At 49.1% G+C, this 18,229-nt stretch carries 17 protein-coding genes; 5 read left to right on the top strand and 12 right to left on the bottom strand.

Going from position 1 to position 18,229, the window contains the following annotated elements; translation table 11 throughout:
* The first annotated feature begins 94 nt into the window (after window positions 1-94).
* The 4 genes from AC0KH7_RS05530 (at window position 95) to AC0KH7_RS05515 (ending at window position 2,910) form a co-directional block, all read left to right on the top strand.
* The gene (locus AC0KH7_RS05530; protein ID WP_472371458.1) at window positions 95-652 is read left to right on the top strand and encodes an rRNA large subunit pseudouridine synthase E; all 558 of its coding nucleotides are present in this window, start codon (window positions 95-97) and stop codon (window positions 650-652) included.
* Between the two features lie 12 nt (window positions 653-664).
* A complete protein-coding gene (gene mnmA, locus AC0KH7_RS05525) occupies window positions 665-1,825 on the top strand; it encodes a tRNA 2-thiouridine(34) synthase MnmA (protein ID WP_472371456.1) in 1,161 nt (386 codons plus the stop codon).
* A gap of 10 nt (window positions 1,826-1,835) precedes the next feature.
* Complete coding sequence (hflD, locus tag AC0KH7_RS05520; protein ID WP_472371454.1) at window positions 1,836-2,498, top strand: high frequency lysogenization protein HflD; 663 nt, start codon at window positions 1,836-1,838, stop codon at window positions 2,496-2,498.
* 136 nt (window positions 2,499-2,634) lie between these two features.
* A complete protein-coding gene (locus tag AC0KH7_RS05515; RefSeq protein WP_472371452.1) occupies window positions 2,635-2,910 on the top strand; it encodes a cupin domain-containing protein in 276 nt (91 codons plus the stop codon).
* 117 nt (window positions 2,911-3,027) lie between these two features.
* On the opposite strand, the gene AC0KH7_RS05510 is transcribed toward AC0KH7_RS05515, so the two are convergent.
* On the bottom strand, window positions 3,028-4,947 hold the full coding sequence (locus AC0KH7_RS05510; RefSeq protein ID WP_472371450.1) for a SurA N-terminal domain-containing protein: 1,920 nt from the start codon (window positions 4,945-4,947) through the stop codon (window positions 3,028-3,030).
* A 130-nt stretch (window positions 4,948-5,077) separates the two neighbouring features.
* On the opposite strand from AC0KH7_RS05510, the gene AC0KH7_RS05505 reads away from it, so the two are divergent.
* Window positions 5,078-5,434 (top strand): response regulator, encoded by a 357-nt coding sequence (locus AC0KH7_RS05505; protein WP_472371448.1) that lies wholly within the window; start codon window positions 5,078-5,080, stop codon window positions 5,432-5,434.
* A gap of 138 nt (window positions 5,435-5,572) precedes the next feature.
* Here AC0KH7_RS05505 and AC0KH7_RS05500 read toward each other — a convergent pair whose 3' ends face one another.
* From AC0KH7_RS05500 to tsaE, 11 genes are all read right to left on the bottom strand, one after another.
* On the bottom strand, window positions 5,573-6,898 hold the full coding sequence (locus tag AC0KH7_RS05500; RefSeq protein ID WP_472371446.1) for an adenylosuccinate synthase: 1,326 nt from the start codon (window positions 6,896-6,898) through the stop codon (window positions 5,573-5,575).
* A gap of 49 nt (window positions 6,899-6,947) precedes the next feature.
* Window positions 6,948-8,117, bottom strand: coding sequence for an ATP phosphoribosyltransferase regulatory subunit (locus AC0KH7_RS05495; protein ID WP_472371444.1), 1,170 nt, complete (start codon window positions 8,115-8,117; stop codon window positions 6,948-6,950).
* Window positions 8,118-8,127: 10 nt separating this feature from the next.
* Window positions 8,128-8,313: a DUF2065 domain-containing protein gene (locus AC0KH7_RS05490; protein ID WP_068648565.1), complete on the bottom strand. Its 186-nt coding sequence runs from the start codon at window positions 8,311-8,313 to the stop codon at window positions 8,128-8,130.
* A 103-nt stretch (window positions 8,314-8,416) separates the two neighbouring features.
* Window positions 8,417-9,271 (bottom strand): protease modulator HflC, encoded by an 855-nt coding sequence (hflC, locus tag AC0KH7_RS05485; protein WP_472371442.1) that lies wholly within the window; start codon window positions 9,269-9,271, stop codon window positions 8,417-8,419.
* 1 nt (window position 9,272) lies between these two features.
* A complete protein-coding gene (hflK, locus tag AC0KH7_RS05480) occupies window positions 9,273-10,502 on the bottom strand; it encodes an FtsH protease activity modulator HflK (RefSeq protein ID WP_472371440.1) in 1,230 nt (409 codons plus the stop codon).
* Window positions 10,503-10,911: 409 nt separating this feature from the next.
* Window positions 10,912-12,219 (bottom strand): ribosome rescue GTPase HflX, encoded by a 1,308-nt coding sequence (hflX, locus tag AC0KH7_RS05475; RefSeq protein ID WP_472371438.1) that lies wholly within the window; start codon window positions 12,217-12,219, stop codon window positions 10,912-10,914.
* A gap of 160 nt (window positions 12,220-12,379) precedes the next feature.
* The gene (gene hfq / locus AC0KH7_RS05470; protein WP_472371436.1) at window positions 12,380-12,652 is read right to left on the bottom strand and encodes an RNA chaperone Hfq; all 273 of its coding nucleotides are present in this window, start codon (window positions 12,650-12,652) and stop codon (window positions 12,380-12,382) included.
* Window positions 12,653-12,803: 151 nt separating this feature from the next.
* On the bottom strand, window positions 12,804-13,787 hold the full coding sequence (gene miaA, locus AC0KH7_RS05465) for a tRNA (adenosine(37)-N6)-dimethylallyltransferase MiaA (protein ID WP_472371434.1): 984 nt from the start codon (window positions 13,785-13,787) through the stop codon (window positions 12,804-12,806).
* 13 nt (window positions 13,788-13,800) lie between these two features.
* The gene (gene mutL, locus AC0KH7_RS05460; RefSeq protein ID WP_472371432.1) at window positions 13,801-15,696 is read right to left on the bottom strand and encodes a DNA mismatch repair endonuclease MutL; all 1,896 of its coding nucleotides are present in this window, start codon (window positions 15,694-15,696) and stop codon (window positions 13,801-13,803) included.
* Window positions 15,697-15,978: 282 nt separating this feature from the next.
* Window positions 15,979-17,571 (bottom strand): N-acetylmuramoyl-L-alanine amidase, encoded by a 1,593-nt coding sequence (locus tag AC0KH7_RS05455; RefSeq protein WP_472371430.1) that lies wholly within the window; start codon window positions 17,569-17,571, stop codon window positions 15,979-15,981.
* 54 nt (window positions 17,572-17,625) lie between these two features.
* The gene (gene tsaE / locus AC0KH7_RS05450) at window positions 17,626-18,159 is read right to left on the bottom strand and encodes a tRNA (adenosine(37)-N6)-threonylcarbamoyltransferase complex ATPase subunit type 1 TsaE (protein ID WP_472371428.1); all 534 of its coding nucleotides are present in this window, start codon (window positions 18,157-18,159) and stop codon (window positions 17,626-17,628) included.
* Window positions 18,160-18,229: the final 70 nt, after the last annotated feature.

Here is an 18,229-nt window from a genome sequence, read left to right as displayed (position 1 = left end):
AATAGAGATTCCCTAAAGAATGTTAGAATAACGCCTATTTTACATCACCGACCGAAAAAATATAAGTCAACGATGAAACGATGAGTCAAACCCCATGAGTGACCTGCTGCTTTTCAACAAACCTTTTAATGTACTTTGCCAGTTTACCGATGAGCCGCAATACAAAGGGCAACGCGAAACCCTGGCGGATTACATTCAGCGCCCCGGCTTCTATGCCGCCGGACGCTTGGACCGTGATTCCGAAGGCTTATTGCTGTTGACCGACGATGGAAAACTGCAACATCAAATTGCCGATCCAAAACATAAACAGCCGAAAACGTATCTGGTGCAAGTGGAAGGCGACTTATCCAAACAAGCCATTAAACAGCTGCAACAAGGTGTGGAACTCAAAGATGGCCTCACTCAGCCGGCCAAAGCCAAAAAAATCCAGGAACCCAAATGGCTGTGGTCACGTAATCCACCGATTCGTGAACGCAAAAACATTCCAACCTCCTGGCTGGAGCTGACCATTACCGAAGGCAAAAACCGCCAAGTTCGACGCATGACGGCGGCCGTCGGCTTTCCGACCTTACGCTTGATCCGCACGCGAATCGGCGATTACCAACTCAAAAACTTACAACCCGGCGAATCCATTCTTTTGGAAAAATCGTGATAAAATAAGCCCATGCAAAAAACCACTCAAAACACCACTCAAACCCCAACCGGGGACAACGCTCATACCAAAGTCATCGTCGGCCTTTCCGGCGGTGTGGACTCGTCTGTTACCGCCTTGCTATTGAAACAACAAGGCTATGACGTTGAAGGCCTCTTCATGAAAAATTGGGAAGGCGACGACACCGAAGACTACTGCCCCGCCGCCGAAGACCTAAAAGACGTCCTGGCAATTTGCGAAAAACTGGACATTCCGCTACACGTGGAAAATTTCTCCGGTGACTACTGGGATCGGGTTTTTGAACACTTTTTAGCGGAATACAAATCCGGGCGTACTCCGAACCCGGACATTCTGTGCAACAAAGAAGTCAAATTCAAAGCCTTCTTACAACATGCCATGACCTTGGGCGCGGATTTCATCGCTACCGGGCATTACGCGCGCATCCACCGCGACGAAAACGGGCAATGCCACCTGATGAAAGGCTTGGATGCCAACAAAGATCAAAGTTACTTTCTGTACACCCTGCAACAGCATCAATTAGCGAAGTCCATGTTTCCGATCGGCGAGCTGGAAAAACCCTATGTACGCCAACTGGCGGAAGACGCTGGCTTGATCACACACGACAAAAAAGACAGCACCGGCATTTGTTTTATCGGCGAACGCAAGTTCAAAGACTTCCTGCAACAGTTTTTACCGGCTCAACCGGGGGACATCGTGAATACCGAAGGCAAAGTCATCGGTCAACACGACGGCTTGATGTACCACACCTTAGGACAGCGTAAAGGCTTGGGGATTGGCGGCGGGCATGGCGATTCCGGTCTTCCCTGGTTTTCGGCCGACAAGGATTTAGAAAAAAATCAACTGATTGCCGTTCAAGGTGCCGACCACCCGCTGCTGAACCACGCTTATTTAACGGCCGACACCTGCGACTGGACGTCCGGCAAATGCCCCAAACAGAATCACCCGCTCAAAGCCAAAGTGCGTTACCGACAACCGGAAACCGACTGCCAAATCTTAAGCGAAAACAACGGTAAAATCGTTGTCAAATTCGACCAAGAGCAAACAGCGATTACACCCGGCCAGTCCGTGGTATTCTATGAAGGTGACGAATGCCTCGGCGGCGCGGTGATTACCGGACGTTATCATCACTTAAATGAGATTGAAGCGAGATAGAATCGACGTTATGACGCAAACCTATACCGAACAAGACAAAGCCATCGCCCTTATCGGCATCTACCAGGTGGCACAACAAGTGTATCAACTGGCCACCACCGGGAAAACCGACGAAATTGCATATCAGACCAGTATCAATTCATTGTTCTGCGAAAACCCGAACGATACGCTGGACGTTTTCGGTGGCCAAGTTGAAAACATTCAGTTGGGCGTCAATACTCTTTTAGCCCAGATGAGTTCCAATGAATCGGTGTCGTCTCGTAATATCGAGGTGACAAAATACGTACTCAGTTTGATGATTTTAGAAAAAAATGTCTCGAAAACCGACGGGACTTTTGATAAGGTTTCTAGAGTGATTGAATCCGCCCGTTCGCAAAGAACCCATTTCGGCGACTTCCATGAAAACGTCATCGCGACCTTGGCAAGAGCCTATTCGGAGAACATCAGTCCGATTAACCCGAGAATCATGGTCAATGGACAGCACGGGCATTTGCAGAACCCCAAAACGGCGAATAAAATCCGTGCGCTTCTGCTTGCAGGCGTTCGTTCCGCCGTCTTATGGCGCCAGGTCGGAGGTAGCCGCTGGGGCTTATTATGGAGCCGCAAAAAGTACTTGCGTGCGGCACAAGCACTTTACAGAGTACCGGCTGACAACTCAGAACCGTCAGAATAATAACAGGTGGTCTCGGCTTTTATAACGACAGCCAACGTCAATCCACCGAAAGCACTTCGAACGCGAGTCAAACGAAAGGTCATGCGCAGCGACTGCCATGACCGCTTTCAAAAACCGTCCTAGACTGGAGGACCGCATGAACGACGTTACCATCGAATCCAATCCGTCACAGGAGAAGCTAGACCTGATGGGGGTCATGCAATGGCCGATATGGGAGAAAGAAATTTCCAACTTCCCTTGGCACTATGACGAACGGGAAATCTGCTACTTGCTGGAAGGCGAAGTCACCGTTACAACCGAAAACGGCACACAGTATCATATTAAATCCGGCGACCTAGTAACCTTTCGTCGCGGCTTAAACTGCTACTGGGCGGTGGAAAAACCCGTTAGAAAGCATTATCAATTCGGCTAACAGCAAAATGATTAGCCGCCATAAAAAAAGCGCCGTAAGGCGCTTTTTTTATGCTTGCGATTTTGTTTTCAAAACGCCCAGGCCTGGGCGTTTTGAAGAATCACTCTAACGATCAATTTACAAACCGGCTGGTTTGATGGTTTTATAGTTCGGCATTTTTTCAATTTTCGCCGCATCAATCATCGTTTGAATGCGCGCGTCCACCTCAGAAGTCGCCGACAGATTGACCAAAGCCTGTTTCAATTGAGTTTTAACCGCTTTGTCTTCCGGCACAGTCCCTTCTTCAACACGCAACACCTCAATGACCACCGAATCACCGGTCGGCAATTGATAAGTCGTATAACTTGGCGTTTCACCACTTGGTTTCGGCGCCTTAAAAATGGCTTGCGTCAGTTGCGGCAACACCCGACGGTTTTCCCGTTCCAACCATCCGACCGGCGTGAATTCGACGCCCTCTTTAACCAGCTCCTGCATTTTAGTGTCACCTTTCTGCAATTTAGCCAGCAATTCACCCGCTAAATCTGCCGAGGCATTCACTGCCGCTTCACGTTTCAGAATACGCACAATATCCACTTTAACCTCTTCCAAAGACTGTTGCTTGGCCGGCATGCTTTCATCGACACGGACCACCACCGATTCGGTCGGCGACAGTTCAATCGCGGCACTGTTCAAACCGGATTTTTTCACATCGTCGGAAAAGGCCGCGGCCATGACTTTGGCATTGGACGTCACATCATCCCCGCCACCGCTTCTTGGAATCGGATCGGTGGTTTGCACTTCCAAGCCAACCACTTCAGCGGCCGGAACCAGAGAATCGGCTTGTTCATAAGCCACGGTATTCAATTGTTCCAGCTGTTCGAAATATTGTTTTTCCGCTTGCTGGTTGCGGTACATCTCTTCCACTTCTTCTTTTACATCCGCATACGGAAGTTCTTTTTTCGGTTCCACCTTCGTCAACTTAATCAAGTGGTAGCCGAAATCGGTTTTCACCGGTTTACTGACCTCGCCCACTTTCATGGTGAAGACCGCTTCATCGAACTCCGGCACCATCATTCCCTGCTGGAACAAACCTAAATCACCGCCCATCGCCGCTGACCCCGGATCGTCGGAATACTCTTTCGCCAGTTCGGCAAAATCGGCACCATCCGCCAGTTTGGCTTGAATGTCTTGAATTTTCTTCAACGCGGCGGCTTCGTCGGTTTCTTCATCAATTTTCACCAAAATATGGCTGGCCTGACGTTTTTCCGGCTCGGTAAACTGGTCTTTGTTGTTGTCGTAGAATTGTTTCAAAATTTTATCGTTGACGGCCACTTGTTCCGCCAAGGCTTCTTGCGACAACAAGACATAACTCAACTTAACCATTTCCGGTGTCACGAAACTATCTTTGTGCTGATCATAATACGCTTGAATGGCGTCTTCCGGCACCTTAGCGGTTTCAATAAACGGACGCTGATCAACGCGCAGATAATTGACATCACGCTTCTGGAACTGCAAGGCGGCCAGTTGCTTAATCTGGTCGTCCGTCACAATGGCGGATGCCGCCGTCAGCTGACGATTTTGATTTTCAATCAAATATTGACGTTGTTCGTATTCGAAACGCGCCACATTCAAACCGTTGCGCATCAAAATGTCTTTGTACAATGCATCGTCAAATTGACCGTCTTTTTGGAAGACCGATGCGGATTGGATGGTCATCGCCAACTGTTGATCTGAAATCACCATATCATGCGAATCCGCCCACTGTCGAACCACTTCCGATTCAATCAAAGCATCCATTACCTGGTCACGCAACTCTTCATCCTGAACAACTTGGTCGTAAAGCTCGCCGAATTGCTCTTTAAGACGGGACTGCTGACGGCTATAAAGCGTCAAGAATTCCGTTGCTGTAATGTCCTCACCATTCACCTCTGCGACGACAACAGTCTTGTCACCTTGGGCATACTGATCGATGCCGAACAGAGCGAATGTAATGATGATTAAACCTACAATCGTCCAGGCAATCCAGCCTTGTGCATGCTCTCTAATGCTTTGTAACATCTTGTTCCGATACCTTAAAAAGTCAAAAAAATTATTGTAACAATCTCTGTTGGGGCTTTCAGATAATTTTTAGGAAAAAACCCTTATTTCTGTGATAAAGTTAGGTTGTTTAAAAGAAAGTAAAAAGCCCATGAATAAAGTTCTGTACATTGATGACGCCTCCTCCATGCGAAAGTTGGTCAACATGGTTCTCGGCCAAACGTTTGACTTGACCATTGCGGAAGACGGCCAGCAAGGGCTCGATGCTTTGCAAAAAACGCAATTTGACGTAATCATCTCCGACATCAATATGCCGGTCATGTCCGGCTTGGAATTCCTGAAAGCGGCCAGAAAACTTGAAAATTACCGCTTCACGCCAATTTTAATGATGACCACAGAAGCCAGTCAGGAAATGAAAGAACAAGGCCGTGCATTGGGCGCAACCGGTTGGATTGTCAAACCTTTCAATCCGGAAACCTTGCCAAACATCATCCGAAAAGTCCTCTAAAACCAAATACCTAAATCCACCAGGCCTGGTGGATTTACCTCCTTTCCAAGTTTTTTCAAAATCGTCTAAGGAAGTTGAAATCCGCAATAAAAAACCGCTCGAAAGCGGTTTTTTTATCGTCTCGTAGTAGAGCCAGCCTTACGCTTCGGCAAACGGGTCTTGCAAAACTAACGTTTCGTTACGATCCGGCCCGGTTGACAGAATCGAAACTGGCACACCCATTTCTTTTTCCAGGAAACGAATGTAAGTTTGCGCTTCCTTCGGCAAGGCTTCCCAGCTGGAAATGCCGACCGTCGACGTTTTCCAGCCTTTTAATGTTTCATAATGCGGCTTGACCAACTCATATTCATCCGCACTGGATGGCGGTAATAAAATATCTTCACCGTCTTTGGTGTATTTTGTACACACCTTGATTTCAGCCAATTCGTCCAACACATCCAGCTTGGTCAAACACACGCCGGTTAAGCCGTTCACTTGAGCAGAACGACGCAAAGCCACCGCATCAAACCAACCGCAGCGACGTTGCCGCCCGGTTGTCGCACCAAATTCTCGGCCGCGCGTCCCCAGTTCTTTACCAATCGTATCCCCTTCATCCGACACGCAATCATATAGCAATTCCGTTGGGAAAGGCCCGCCGCCAACACGCGTCGCGTAAGCCTTAGTAATCCCCAGCACGTAATCCAACTGGCAAGGGCCGATACCACTGCCGGAAGCCGCGCCGCCCGCAGTGGTGTTGGAAGAGGTCACATAAGGATAAGTGCCTTGATCGATGTCCAGCAAAGTGCCTTGCGCACCTTCAAACATCAAGTTTTTACCGGCACGGTTGTATTGATCAATCAGGTTTGGAATATCCGCCAACATCGGTACAATCAGGTCGGCGTAAGCCTGACACTTTTCCCACAGCACATCAAATGAAACCGGCTCCGCTTGGTAATAGTTTTCCAACATGTAGTTGTGGTATTCCAAAATGGTTTGCAACTTCTGCTTGAAGTGTTCCATATTGCGCAAATCACCGGCACGTAAACCGCGGCGCGCGACCTTATCCTCATAAGCCGGTCCAATGCCGCGCCCAGTTGTCCCGATAGGCTTATTACCACGAGCCAGCTCTCTGGCCTGATCCAACGCAACGTGATAATCCAAAATCAATGGGCAGGCATCGCTGATTTTCAAACGATTTTTAACACGCAGACCGGTGGCTTCCAGTTGCGTCACTTCTTTTTCCAGCGCCTCGGGTGCCAAAACGACACCGTTACCGATAAAGCACTCCACCTCTTCTCTCAAAATACCGGATGGAATCAAATGCAATACGGTTTTCTGACCATCAATAACCAGTGTGTGACCGGCATTGTGACCACCTTGAAAGCGTACAACCGCCGCGACACGGTCTGTCAATAAATCGACAATTTTGCCTTTTCCTTCATCGCCCCACTGCGTTCCTACGACGACAATATTTTTTTTAGCCATTTTTTTCTCTTTATAACGAATGAATTACGATTCACCTGCTTCGACAGGCTTACTTAACGGAAATCGTCCAGGTTCCAGAAACCGACTCTAGATAGGAAGCACCATCCGGCAACTCTGAAAAATCATAAAAACGTTTCACGACGGTTTGCTGAGCTTTCAAACGCTCGATTTCAGCCAACAAATCCGCATCATAGGCGTTTGGCGCAAAGACCGTCTCTTTTTTCATCGATGCGGGTTGTTCCAGTAAATCCAACATACCGCGTAAATCGAGACTGAACCCGGTCGCCGGTTTATCCACACCGAACTCGGAACCGATGCCGTCATAACGCCCGCCACGCGCCAACTGATACATCTTGCGTCCAGCCGCGTAACAACTGAAAATCATACCCGTGTGGTACTGATAGCCGCGAATATCGGCCAAATCAACATGAATGGTTAACGACTCGAATCCCGCAAAGTGCGCCAAGACGGCTTTGAAGTGCGCCAGGTGCTCGGCCATCTCAGTCGAAACATTGGCCAAAACATCCATTTTTTTCATCACATCTTCCGCATTGCCGCATAGCGTCAACAGCGCGTTAAAAGCGTCTGTTAAGGCTGGCGACAAAGACAGTGATTCGACGAAATCATCATATTCCGGAATCGATTTACGCAACAGAATATCGACCATCGTTTCTTGCTGTGAGTCACTCAAACCAACTTGATTCATCAAGGTATCCACAACCGACACCTGCCCAAGACTTAACGTCAAGTCACTTAAACCGATGCCGTTCAATGACGATACCATCAACTCGATGACTTCGATATCGCTTTCCACACCGGAATGGCCAAACAGCTCCGCGCCGACCTCAATCGGGCTTCGAGAGCCTTTTGCACGGTTATTACGGGTTTTCAGCACTTCACCGACGTAACACAAGCGCTGAATGCCTTTTTGTTTAATACGATTACTGGCAATACGAGCGACTTGCGGCGTCATATCGGCACGAACCCCCATCATCTTACCGCTTTCCTGGTCGGTAAAACGGCAGGTATCCACCGCGAGATGTCGCCCCTTACCGGTCAAAAGCGAATCTGTGAACTCCGCAATCGGCGGCAGTACCAAGTCGTATCCAGACAGTTCGAAACCATCCAATAATTGACGGCGGTAGCACTCGAGCTTTTTCGCCTCATCCGGCAATAAATCTTCAAGCCCATCCGGCGTAAACCAAATATTTTGTTGCATTACAGTCTTCTTACGTAAAAATAAATAATAAAATCATTCCGATGGAAAGGCTGATCAATCCCATCCATCTCAGCTTCTTGTCATCCAGTTGAATCAACTCCGCCATGGTGCTTCGCCACACTCGTGGAAAAACAAACGGCAACAGCCCTTCAATAATGAATACCAGCGCAATCGCACTGAGCAATGCTTCCAACATGAAACCGCTCCTCACCTTCCACGCTCACCGTCGAGAAGGCATAAAAAAGGTGGACTGAACCACCTTTATGTCTTATCAAATTGTTATGCGACCAACCATTCAATTATTTCTGCTGGTTGAAGAATTTGAAGAAATCGGATTTCGGATCCACCACCATCATGTCCGTCTTACTGTTAAAGGACAGCTGATAAGCATTCAAGCTTTGATAAAAAGCATAGAAATCCGGATCCTTGGAATACGCTTTCGCATAAATGTCTGCCGCCGTGGCATCCCCTTCACCGCGAATGGTTTCCGCATCACGGTAAGCATCGGCCAGAATAATCGTTCTCTGACGGTCGGCATCGGCACGAATACGTTCAGCCGCTTCGGAACCTTGTGAACGCAAATCTTTCGCCACACGATTACGCTCGGCTTCCATACGCTGATACACCGAATCGCTCACGTCTTGCGGTAAATCGACACGCTTGATTTTAACATCCACAATGTCGATACCGAAATTACTGACCGACTCTCCGGTGTTGGCCTGAATTTCTTTCACTATCACACGACGGTCCTGGGAAATCACTTCCTGAACGGTACGACTACCAAATTCGGCACGCAAGCCATCTTTAATGATTTGCGCCAGACGCAGGTTTGCCAAACGGATATCACCGTTCATAGCCGTGTAAAATTTCTTGGCATCACTGATACGCCACTCCACGAACGAATCCACCAACAGATTTTTCTTTTCGCTGGTTAGGTAACGCTCCGGTTCAGCATCCAACGTTTGCAAGCGGGCATCAAATAAACGCACATTGTTAACGAAAGGCGTTTTGAAATGCAGGCCTGGTTTCAAGTTATCTTCCACAATTTCACCAAAGCGGAACACCAATGCCGTTTGGCCTTGCTGAACGGTAAACAGGGCATTACTGCCAATAAACAGGACAGCCGCGATAAAAATAGTAATAACGGATTTCATCTTAGCGAAGCTCCCTTGTTCTCAAGTAATCACGAATGTTATTTTGCGATGTGTTTCGATTGGAAGATGAACCGTTCTTACTGGAACCGGAAGCCGCGGCATCCGACTGCGAAGAAACATCACTCGGCACTCTGAACGGCACATTACCACCTTGGCCGGACATCATTTTATCCAAGGGCAAGTACAGCAAATTGGTTCCGCTGTCCGCCCCGACAAACACTTTCGAAGTCGAGCTCAACACGTTCGTCATCGCATCCAGATACAAACGCTCACGCGTCACACGCGGTGCTTTTTTGTATTCGGACATAATGCTTTCAAAACGACTGGCCTGACCGGTTGATCGTGCAATCACCTCATCATGATAAGCACGCGCTTCCTCAATTTGACGGGCCGCTTTACCACGGGCTTTCGGCAAGATATCGTTTGAGTAGGCTTCCGCCTCGTTGATCAAACGCTCTCTGTCTTCTCGTGCTTTGACCACGTCGGCAAAGGCAGACTGCACCTGTTCAGGTGGCTGCGCATCCTGCAAGTTCAAGGAGGTAATCATCAAACCGGTATTGTATTCATCCAGATGTTTTTGTGCCAGAGCACGCACTTTAGACACCACTTCGTCGCGCCCTTCAGTCAACACGAAATCCATGGTATTTCGGCCGACGATTTCTCTCAGAGCACTCTCGGTCAAGTCACGCATGGTGACGTCCGGAGCAGCCACATCGAACAAATACTTTTTCGCATCGCTGACTTTATATTGAACGGCGATACGCACATCGACAATGTTTTCATCTTTGGTCAACATCAACGCTTCGGACGGCACCGTGCCATTACGGTTACGACTGTCGGAACGGTAACCGATTTCAGCGGTACGAATGCGATCGACATTCACCAAAGTGACGGATTCAATCGGCCAAGGCAAGTGCCAATGCAAACCGGCCGTGGTTTCATGGGTATAAGCCCCGAAACGTTTGACCACCCCTCTTTCAGGAGAGTCAACCGTATAGATACCGCTCAACAACCACAGCGCAATCAATACGATGACAATCAAACCGGTTCCTTTTGCGCCACCGAACTTATCGCCCGTGCCGCCAAAAAATTCCTGGGCTTTTCTTAAGGCTTCCTTCAAGTCTGGATCTTGATTTGATCCATTCGGTTTTCTTGAATTATTAGGACGGTTGTTGTTCCCCGAGTTGCCCCATGGGTCTTGTCCAGGTTTTCCCGGCTCATTCCACGCCATTATTTTCTCCAGAAAATTGAAAATCAGTGGGTCATTTTAAATTTTATCGAACGAAATGTCATCAATTAATCCCCTTGCCTTCGGGATTAATTTATTTAATTGGACAGGGTTTCTGCAGCTATGCATTGAAAAGCGGGCAAAGCCGTCAGTTTTTCGACGACAACACCTGGGCACCTCGATCAACCCCTTGTGGATTCTGGCAACGCCAAGCTCGTCAGATCAAGGCATGACGCTGCAGGAATGTCTAGACCTTGCAAAGCGTCATAACGCCGAGCTGGCGAACTTGGCTAAGCCCCTTCGGGCGGGGCTAAAAGGCGGCTTTTTCGTTGTTACGACTCTTAACCTTAGAATGACTAAGATCGGCGAGCCGCGCCTAGAATAAGCCTCCTTTTAGCCCCGCATAATCTCACTAGGGGTTGATCGAGGTGCCCACTTGATATTCGAGGACTTCATCCCACTTTTGAATCTGTTTCGACTCCATTTCGGTTAAGGACATTTTAAAGACACTGTTACCCGTCTCGTCAAACCCTTCTTCCAAAATAGTGCCTAATGTATAAAGTTCGGAACGACGTTTGCCGGCTTTAACATCCAAGACTAGGCGTACGGTGATAAAACGCCCGCGAAAATAAGCCGCAACGGCATCCATCATCAACTCGATACCCGATTGCTCACGCGCGGAAATCCAAACCCGCTCCGGCAGATTTTCATCATTCAAATCCACATGCGGCGTCACCACCGGGTCTAAACGATCAATCTTATTGAAAACCAATAGCTGCGGCACCGCTTCGGCGCCGACTTCTTGAATCACCTCTTCCACATCCGCTATTTTTTCAGCGCGGTGTGGGTCAGCGGCATCGACTAAGTGAATCAACAAATCTGCTTCGCTGGTTTCTTCCAAGGTGGAACGGAAAGCGGCCACCAAATCGTGCGGAATGTGACGAATAAACCCCACCGTATCCGCAAAAATGACCGGCCCGGCTCCCGGCAGATGAACTTTCCGCAAAGTGGAATCCAACGTCGCAAACAAACGGTCTTCGGCATACACACCGGCTTGCGTCATTTGATTAAACAAGGTGGATTTCCCGGCATTGGTATAGCCGATAATCGTAACGGTCGGTAAGTCGGATTTTTGACGCGAGCGGCGCCCAAGGTTTCGCTGTTGACGCACTTTTTCAATGCGCGCTTCCAACTGCTTGATTTTGCCCTGGACCAAACGACGGTCAGTTTCCAACTGGGTTTCCCCGGGACCGCGCGCGCCAATACCGCCTTGACGATCCAAGTGGCTCCACCCTTTTACCAAACGGGTGGACATGCGCTTCAGCTGTGCCAATTCGACCTGCAATTTCCCTTCGTGAGAACGGGCGCGTTGGGCGAAAATATCCAAAATCAAACCCACTCTGTCCAGAACCTGGCAATCGAGAAATTGGCTTAAATTACGTTCTTGCGCGGGGCTCAGAGCATGGTTGACAATCACCACATCCGCTTCGTGCATTTCCACAGCGAGCTTGATTTCTTCCGCCTTACCTTTTCCAATGAAAAACTTCGGGTCCGGTGATTGGCGTTTGGTGGTAATCAGTTCCTTGACTTCCGCACCAGCGGAATCAACGAGTTCATAAAACTCTTCCAGTACTTCACGATCGGCTTCATGATAAAAATCGACATGTACCAGTATCGCTTTTTCCAGTACCTTCTGTTCAAGTTTTCCAAATAATTCCATGCGTTAACAGACTGCTTTCAAGCAAGCTTGAGATAGGTTGTGGTGATGATTATAAAACGTTAAGAGTCGGTGTGTACCCGCGAAAAAGTTGAACACCCGAGCGGCTTTAGCTTTTTCGCGATAATGTAGAGCAGGCTCCGGGATGAAGCCTCGTGCGGACTTACTCAGCGGATTTGGCTTCGGAAGCGTCCGCAACGTCAAATTCATAAGCCTTAGGGTCACGCGCTGGAACGATGGTCGAAATCGCGTGCTTATAAACCATTTGCGTCACGTTGCTGCGCAACAGCACAACAAACTGATCGAAAGAATCGACACGGCCTTGCAACTTAACACCGTTTACAAGATAAATCGCTACATTGATTTTTTCTTTTCTCAATGCATTCAAGTACGGATCTTGTATTGGTAAAGCCTTAGCCACTTTTTTTGTCTCCATGATTATTTCCTATTTTTGTATGAAGCTATATTCTTATAGTGTCAACGAACCATTCGTCAGATTCGCCTTTCAGCGGCTGGAATGATAACGCCCTTGTGTATTCGCTATCGCCACTGAAAGATTCCAGATAATAACATAAACACTTTCTTATTTAAGCATTTTTATCACATCCCGCCAAGTACTCTAAAACCTCCTCCACACTTTTGTCAAGATTTGTGAGGTAAGGGTCGATGACGTGCAAATCCGTCTCTTTACGCAGCCAGGTAATCTGACGTTTAGCGAGCTGGCGAGTGGCGACAATGCTTTTTTCCACAAAGGTTTCATAATCGTAGGTTTGTTCAAAAAACAACCAGGCCTGGCGATACCCCACACTGCGAATTGCTGGCAGGTCTCCATGTAAGTTCGGCTGAGAAAACACCTGCTCGGCTTCTTTCAAAAACCCTTCATTCAACATGGCATGAAAGCGCTGTTCGATTTGTTGATGTAACTGAGCTCGATCTTCCGGCAATAACGCCACCTTCGCCAGTTGAAACTCGGTTAATCCCTGACCCTGCGCCTCTTTTTGTAATTCCGTCAATGGCCGACCGGTCATTTCATACACCTCCAACGCCCGCACCAAACGTTGCGGATCATTCGGGTGAATGCGCTCGGCCGCTTCCGGGTCCACCGCTTTCAGGCGTTTATGCGTGGCCAGGGCATCTTTCAGCCAGGCCTGGTGAATTTCAGCACGCAAGGCTTCATCGGCCGACGGCAATTGCGCCATGCCTTTTTGCAGCGCATTGAAATACATCATGGTGCCGCCCACCAACATCGGCAAACGCCCCCGTTCAAAAATTTCCGCCACCAAGCGATGCACATCCTCCACAAAATCCGCCGCGGAATAACTTTCGCTGGGGTCGAGAATATCAATCAGGTGATGCGGCACTTTGGCCAATTCCTCGGCGGACGGCTTGGCGGTGCCGATGTCCATACCGCGGTAAATCAATGCGGAATCCACACTGATAATTTCCACCGGTAAGCGCTCGGCCAAGGCCATCGACAAACGGCTTTTGCCCGACGCCGTCGGCCCCATAATCGCCAAACAACATTTTTGTTCGATTAAATGCTCAAGATTCAAGCCCGACACAGTCGACATCACGCCACTCACCCTACTGCCCCCTCATAAACAAAGCATCGAGCTGGTCCATCGACAACTGCACCCAAGTCGGCCGGCCGTGGTTACACTGCGCGGAACTCTCCGTGGCTTCCATGTCTCGTAACAAGGCATTCATTTCATCCACCGTCAAATGACGATTGGCCCGCACCGAACCATGACACGCCATGGTGCTGAGAATCTGGTTGATTTTTTCTTCCACCAAACGGGTTTCGCCGGCCACCGCCAAGTCGGCGACCATGTCGTTCACCAGATGCGCGACATCGGATTTCGCCAATAACGTCGGCACACGGATCAATTTCAATTGCTCCGGTCCGAAAGGCTCGGCCTCGAAACCAAGTTTATCCAATTCATCGCGATACTCATCCCAAATCGCGATTTGCGACGCTTCCAAGCTGACCACGATTGGCACCAGCAACGGTTGCGACACCAAGCGGTCTTGTGTCCATTGTTGTTTCATGCGCTCGTACACAATACGCTCGTGTGCGGCGTGCATGTCCACCAACACCAGGCCTTGTTGGTTTTCCGCCAAAATAAACACACCATGAATTTGTGCTTTGGCGTACCCCAACGGGTGATGCTGACTCGAAACCGATTGATTTGCATCGGTTTGCGCGCCCGACTCAGCTTGCGCCGCTTGGAATTGACGAATCAACTGCTCACCCGGCTCCATCGTATAGGCCGGCACCGGTTCATGAACACCATACCCGCCGTTACCGGAGGTGTCACGAGTCTGGAATTGCATCGCCGCCTGATAAGCCGATTCATTTGGCGTTGTCGCCTCAAAACGGCCCGAGGCTTCAGCATGACCGACGGGCGCGGCGGCCTCTGCATGACCACCGGACACACCGACCGGACGCGTCACCGCTTCGCGTACCGAACGGCGCAAAAAATCGTACACCCAGCGGCCATTCGCAAAACGCACCTCGTATTTGGCGGGGTGTACATTCACATCCACCAACTCATGCGGAATGTCTAAAAACAACACATACGCCGGATGGCGACCATGATACAAAACATCGGCATAGGCCTGTTTGACAGCGTAAGACAATAAGCGGTCTCGGACAATACGGCCGTTAACGAACACGTATTGCATGTCGGTTTGACTGCGGTTAAAAGTGGCCTGCGCCGCCCAGCCCGACAAACGAATGTCCTGCGCCTCAAACTCCAACGCCAGACTTTGCTCCACGAACGGCCCACCCATGAGTTGTTTTAAACGCTGAATCAAAGCCGCTTCGTCCGATGCGGCCTGAACGTGACGCATCACTTTCTGGTTATGCGTCAACTTAATCGCGACGTCCGGCCGACTCAACATCACGCGTTTGACCAATTGATCAATATGCATGAACTCGGTACGCGCCGCACGCAGGAATTTCTTACGGGCCGGGGTGTTGAAAAACAAATCCTGAACATCCACTTGCGTGCCTTGCGGATGCGCCACCGGCACCGGTTCCGACCAGTTGCCTTCCCCTTCGCCGCGCAATTGCCAGGCGGCGTCTTCGTCTTTGAATCGGCTGGTCAGGGTCAAGCGCGAAACGGAGCCGATACTGGCCAAAGCCTCACCTCGAAATCCCAGCGTTGCGACCGCCGTCAGGTCATTGGCTGTCTGAATCTTGCTGGTGGCGTGGCGACTCACCGCCAACTGCAATTGCGATTGCCGGATGCCCGTCCCGTTGTCGGAAACCACAATGCGTTTTTCACCGCCCTCATCAATGTGAATATCAATTTGAGTCGCGCCCGAATCGAGCGCATTTTCCAGCAGCTCTTTCACCACAGAAGCTGGCCTTTCCACCACTTCACCGGCGGCGATTTGGTCGGCGAGATGAGAAGGTAATAAAGCAATATCTTGCTGTGTATTTTGCTGTTTATCTTGCGATTTATTTTGCGGCATTGAGTTCGGCACAGAAGTTTTTAATCGGTTCGTTTCAGTATCGAATATCCGACCTTGTATCCGGTCTTAAATTCGGGAATTTTCTGCTCGCCATTATAGCGGTTTATATTTCGATTATCAGCGCGGTTTTGGAAAGGAAAACGCGAATGCGTTAAAGTCTGAAAATGACCAGGCCTGGTAAAAAAAGCCAAGCCCCCTGAGAAGGGCCTGGCGAACGTGATATTACGTGATATTCAAAAAATGAATGTGGGTTTGATAAATAGAAAGCTTTGCACGAGATGGTTACAAGGAAGCAATCACATCTTCGGAAACCGGGATACGCAGTTTTTTGCCAACGTATAGGCGATCGGCTTTTTTAATGTTGTTGATTTTTTTCAGCTTGTAAGTGGAAATATTGTAGTTCTCGGCGATTTCAGACAGAGTATCCCCTTTCTGCACACGGTAGTGAACGTAAAGCTGCTCGCCCCAACGTGGTTTGGTGGCATTGCGTTTCACAAACTTATCCAGCCCACTGACAATGGAACGCGCCATTTGCGTTTGGAAGCGGTCCGAACTCAGTTTTCTGGCTTCACCCGGGTTGGAAATAAAGGCCGTTTCAATCAACAACGATGGCATGTCGATGGATTTCAAGACTGCAAAATTGGCGGACTGAACCGATTTTTTATGCAAATGCACGTTTTTGCCCATCTCGCCCAAGATCACTTGTCCCAGTTTGCGGCTGGCACGGATGTTTGCGGAACGCGTTAGATCGGACAGAACGAAGGCCACGTCGGCATCACGCCCTTTTAACTTCACATCCTGCAAGGAAGCGTTTTCGGATTTCGCCAAAATACGCGCCATCACACTACTGGCCCCGGTGGTGGACAAGATATACACCGAACCGCCACGCGCTTTGGGATTCGGAAACGCATCGGCGTGCAAAGACAGGAAGATGTCGGCGTCTTTCTGGTGAGCGATGCGAACCCGTTTGTGCAATGGAATGAACACATCCTTTTCACGCGTCAAGACCGCGCGCATTCCGGGTTTGGCATCAATGTATTTTTTCAGTTTTTTCGCCAATCGCAACACCACGTCTTTTTCGCGAAGGCGGTTATGGCCGATGGCGCCGGTGTCTTTACCGCCGTGTCCGGCATCGATGGCGACCACCAATTCTTTATTTTGCGGTGCAAAAATATCGCTGTCCTTATTCAACAGGGTTTGCGTCTGCGCGTTGGTGGACATTTCTTTTTTCGCCGGCGTGACTTTGGCCACTTTAACAGCGGCTTTTTTAACCGTTTTCGGAGCTTCTTTTTGAGCGATTTTTTTCACCGCTTTTTTCATCGCCTTTTCCGGCGCTTTTTTAACAGAGGCTTTCGCGACTTGAGTCGGTTTGGCTTTCACCACCGTTTTTTTCACTTTGGCCACGGTTTTCGTCGGCTTTGGCTGCGCTTTGGCTTTTTTCGCCAATACAGCGGATTGCTTGACGTTGGTCACGTCAATCACCACACGCTCGGCACCGCGTTTGTTTTTCGCCAATGTGAAATAGCGATAATCAAAATCGTCGCGCAAATCCAACACCACACGGGTGCGCTTGGATTGGTTTTTGACACGTGCACCTTTGATGCGCGCGTCCAGGAATTTCATTTTCGAAAAGGTCAGTTGGTTATCCGCTTTGTAAAAATCAACCACGATGCGGGCCGGATTTTTCAACTCGGTGATTTCAAAGCGATGATTTTTCTTGATTTCAAAGACCACACGGGTTTTATCGGTACCTTGGCCCAAACGCATTTTGGTCAAGGACGCCGCCCAAGCGGTGGAAGACATTACAACCACCATAACGACAACAAGCATCGTAATGGCGTTTCTCAGGATGTTGGAGCTATTTTTTCTGATCATGGCACTACCCACTGTATTTTGTATTTTAAATATCACGTGAGTAGCCATAATCAATTACCGTGCCAATTTTTTTGTCAGTTTTCTGACAAACGCTTCAAAAGCCGGTTTTATGGGGGTTACCGAAACTTTTCGCCCGGTGCCGTCCGGCGATAATTCAATGCGCAAATCCGCTTCCGGCAAAATCCCAACGCCTTTTGACGGCCATTCCACCAGCGCGATAAACGGCGGCGTCATCAGGTCGCGAATCGCTAGAAACTCGAGTTCTTCGGGGTCACATAAACGATAAAGGTCAAAATGCAGAATCGGCCCCTCGTCCGTCGGGTAAGTTTCCACTAATGTATAGGTCGGGCTTTTCACTTTCTGGTTCGGCAAAAAGCGTTGAATAAAGGCACGGGAGAAAAACGACTTGCCTGCCCCCAAGTCGCCTTGCAGATAAACCACCAGGCCTGGCCGAAAGGCGAATTCATCGCGACACATCTCAGCACAGGCTTCGGCAAACGCTTGAGTGGCGGCTTCGTCCGCCAAATGCCATTCGCATTTCTCGGAAGCGCCATCATTTTTGCTAGAATGTGTTTCTGAATGAACCATTGGTAATCTCAACTCCTGACGGTGACCGACCTTGACGAACAGCAAGGGCATTTAATTAAAAAATACGAGA

The sequence above is a fragment of the Hydrogenovibrio sp. genome (assembly GCF_965140365.1).
GTDB lineage: Bacteria > Pseudomonadota > Gammaproteobacteria > Thiomicrospirales > Thiomicrospiraceae > Hydrogenovibrio.
This window is presented reverse-complemented; position numbering and strand designations above follow the sequence as displayed.

Coding starts and splice junctions, on each gene's coding strand:
- hfq (WP_472371436.1), bottom strand. CDS start 12,652: ATGGAGACAAAAAAAGTGGCTAAGGCTTTACCAATACAAGATCCGTAC.
- AC0KH7_RS05505 (WP_472371448.1), top strand. CDS start 5,078: ATGAATAAAGTTCTGTACATTGATGACGCCTCCTCCATGCGAAAGTTG.
- mutL (WP_472371432.1), bottom strand. CDS start 15,696: ATGCCGCAAAATAAATCGCAAGATAAACAGCAAAATACACAGCAAGAT.
- AC0KH7_RS05515 (WP_472371452.1), top strand. CDS start 2,635: ATGAACGACGTTACCATCGAATCCAATCCGTCACAGGAGAAGCTAGAC.
- AC0KH7_RS05510 (WP_472371450.1), bottom strand. CDS start 4,947: ATGTTACAAAGCATTAGAGAGCATGCACAAGGCTGGATTGCCTGGACG.
- AC0KH7_RS05500 (WP_472371446.1), bottom strand. CDS start 6,898: ATGGCTAAAAAAAATATTGTCGTCGTAGGAACGCAGTGGGGCGATGAA.
- AC0KH7_RS05530 (WP_472371458.1), top strand. CDS start 95: ATGAGTGACCTGCTGCTTTTCAACAAACCTTTTAATGTACTTTGCCAG.
- hflC (WP_472371442.1), bottom strand. CDS start 9,271: ATGAAATCCGTTATTACTATTTTTATCGCGGCTGTCCTGTTTATTGGC.
- AC0KH7_RS05455 (WP_472371430.1), bottom strand. CDS start 17,571: ATGATCAGAAAAAATAGCTCCAACATCCTGAGAAACGCCATTACGATG.
- AC0KH7_RS05490 (WP_068648565.1), bottom strand. CDS start 8,313: ATGTTGGAAGCATTGCTCAGTGCGATTGCGCTGGTATTCATTATTGAA.
- AC0KH7_RS05495 (WP_472371444.1), bottom strand. CDS start 8,117: ATGCAACAAAATATTTGGTTTACGCCGGATGGGCTTGAAGATTTATTG.
- mnmA (WP_472371456.1), top strand. CDS start 665: ATGCAAAAAACCACTCAAAACACCACTCAAACCCCAACCGGGGACAAC.
- hflK (WP_472371440.1), bottom strand. CDS start 10,502: ATGGCGTGGAATGAGCCGGGAAAACCTGGACAAGACCCATGGGGCAAC.
- hflX (WP_472371438.1), bottom strand. CDS start 12,219: ATGGAATTATTTGGAAAACTTGAACAGAAGGTACTGGAAAAAGCGATA.
- miaA (WP_472371434.1), bottom strand. CDS start 13,787: ATGTCGACTGTGTCGGGCTTGAATCTTGAGCATTTAATCGAACAAAAA.
- hflD (WP_472371454.1), top strand. CDS start 1,836: ATGACGCAAACCTATACCGAACAAGACAAAGCCATCGCCCTTATCGGC.
- tsaE (WP_472371428.1), bottom strand. CDS start 18,159: ATGGTTCATTCAGAAACACATTCTAGCAAAAATGATGGCGCTTCCGAG.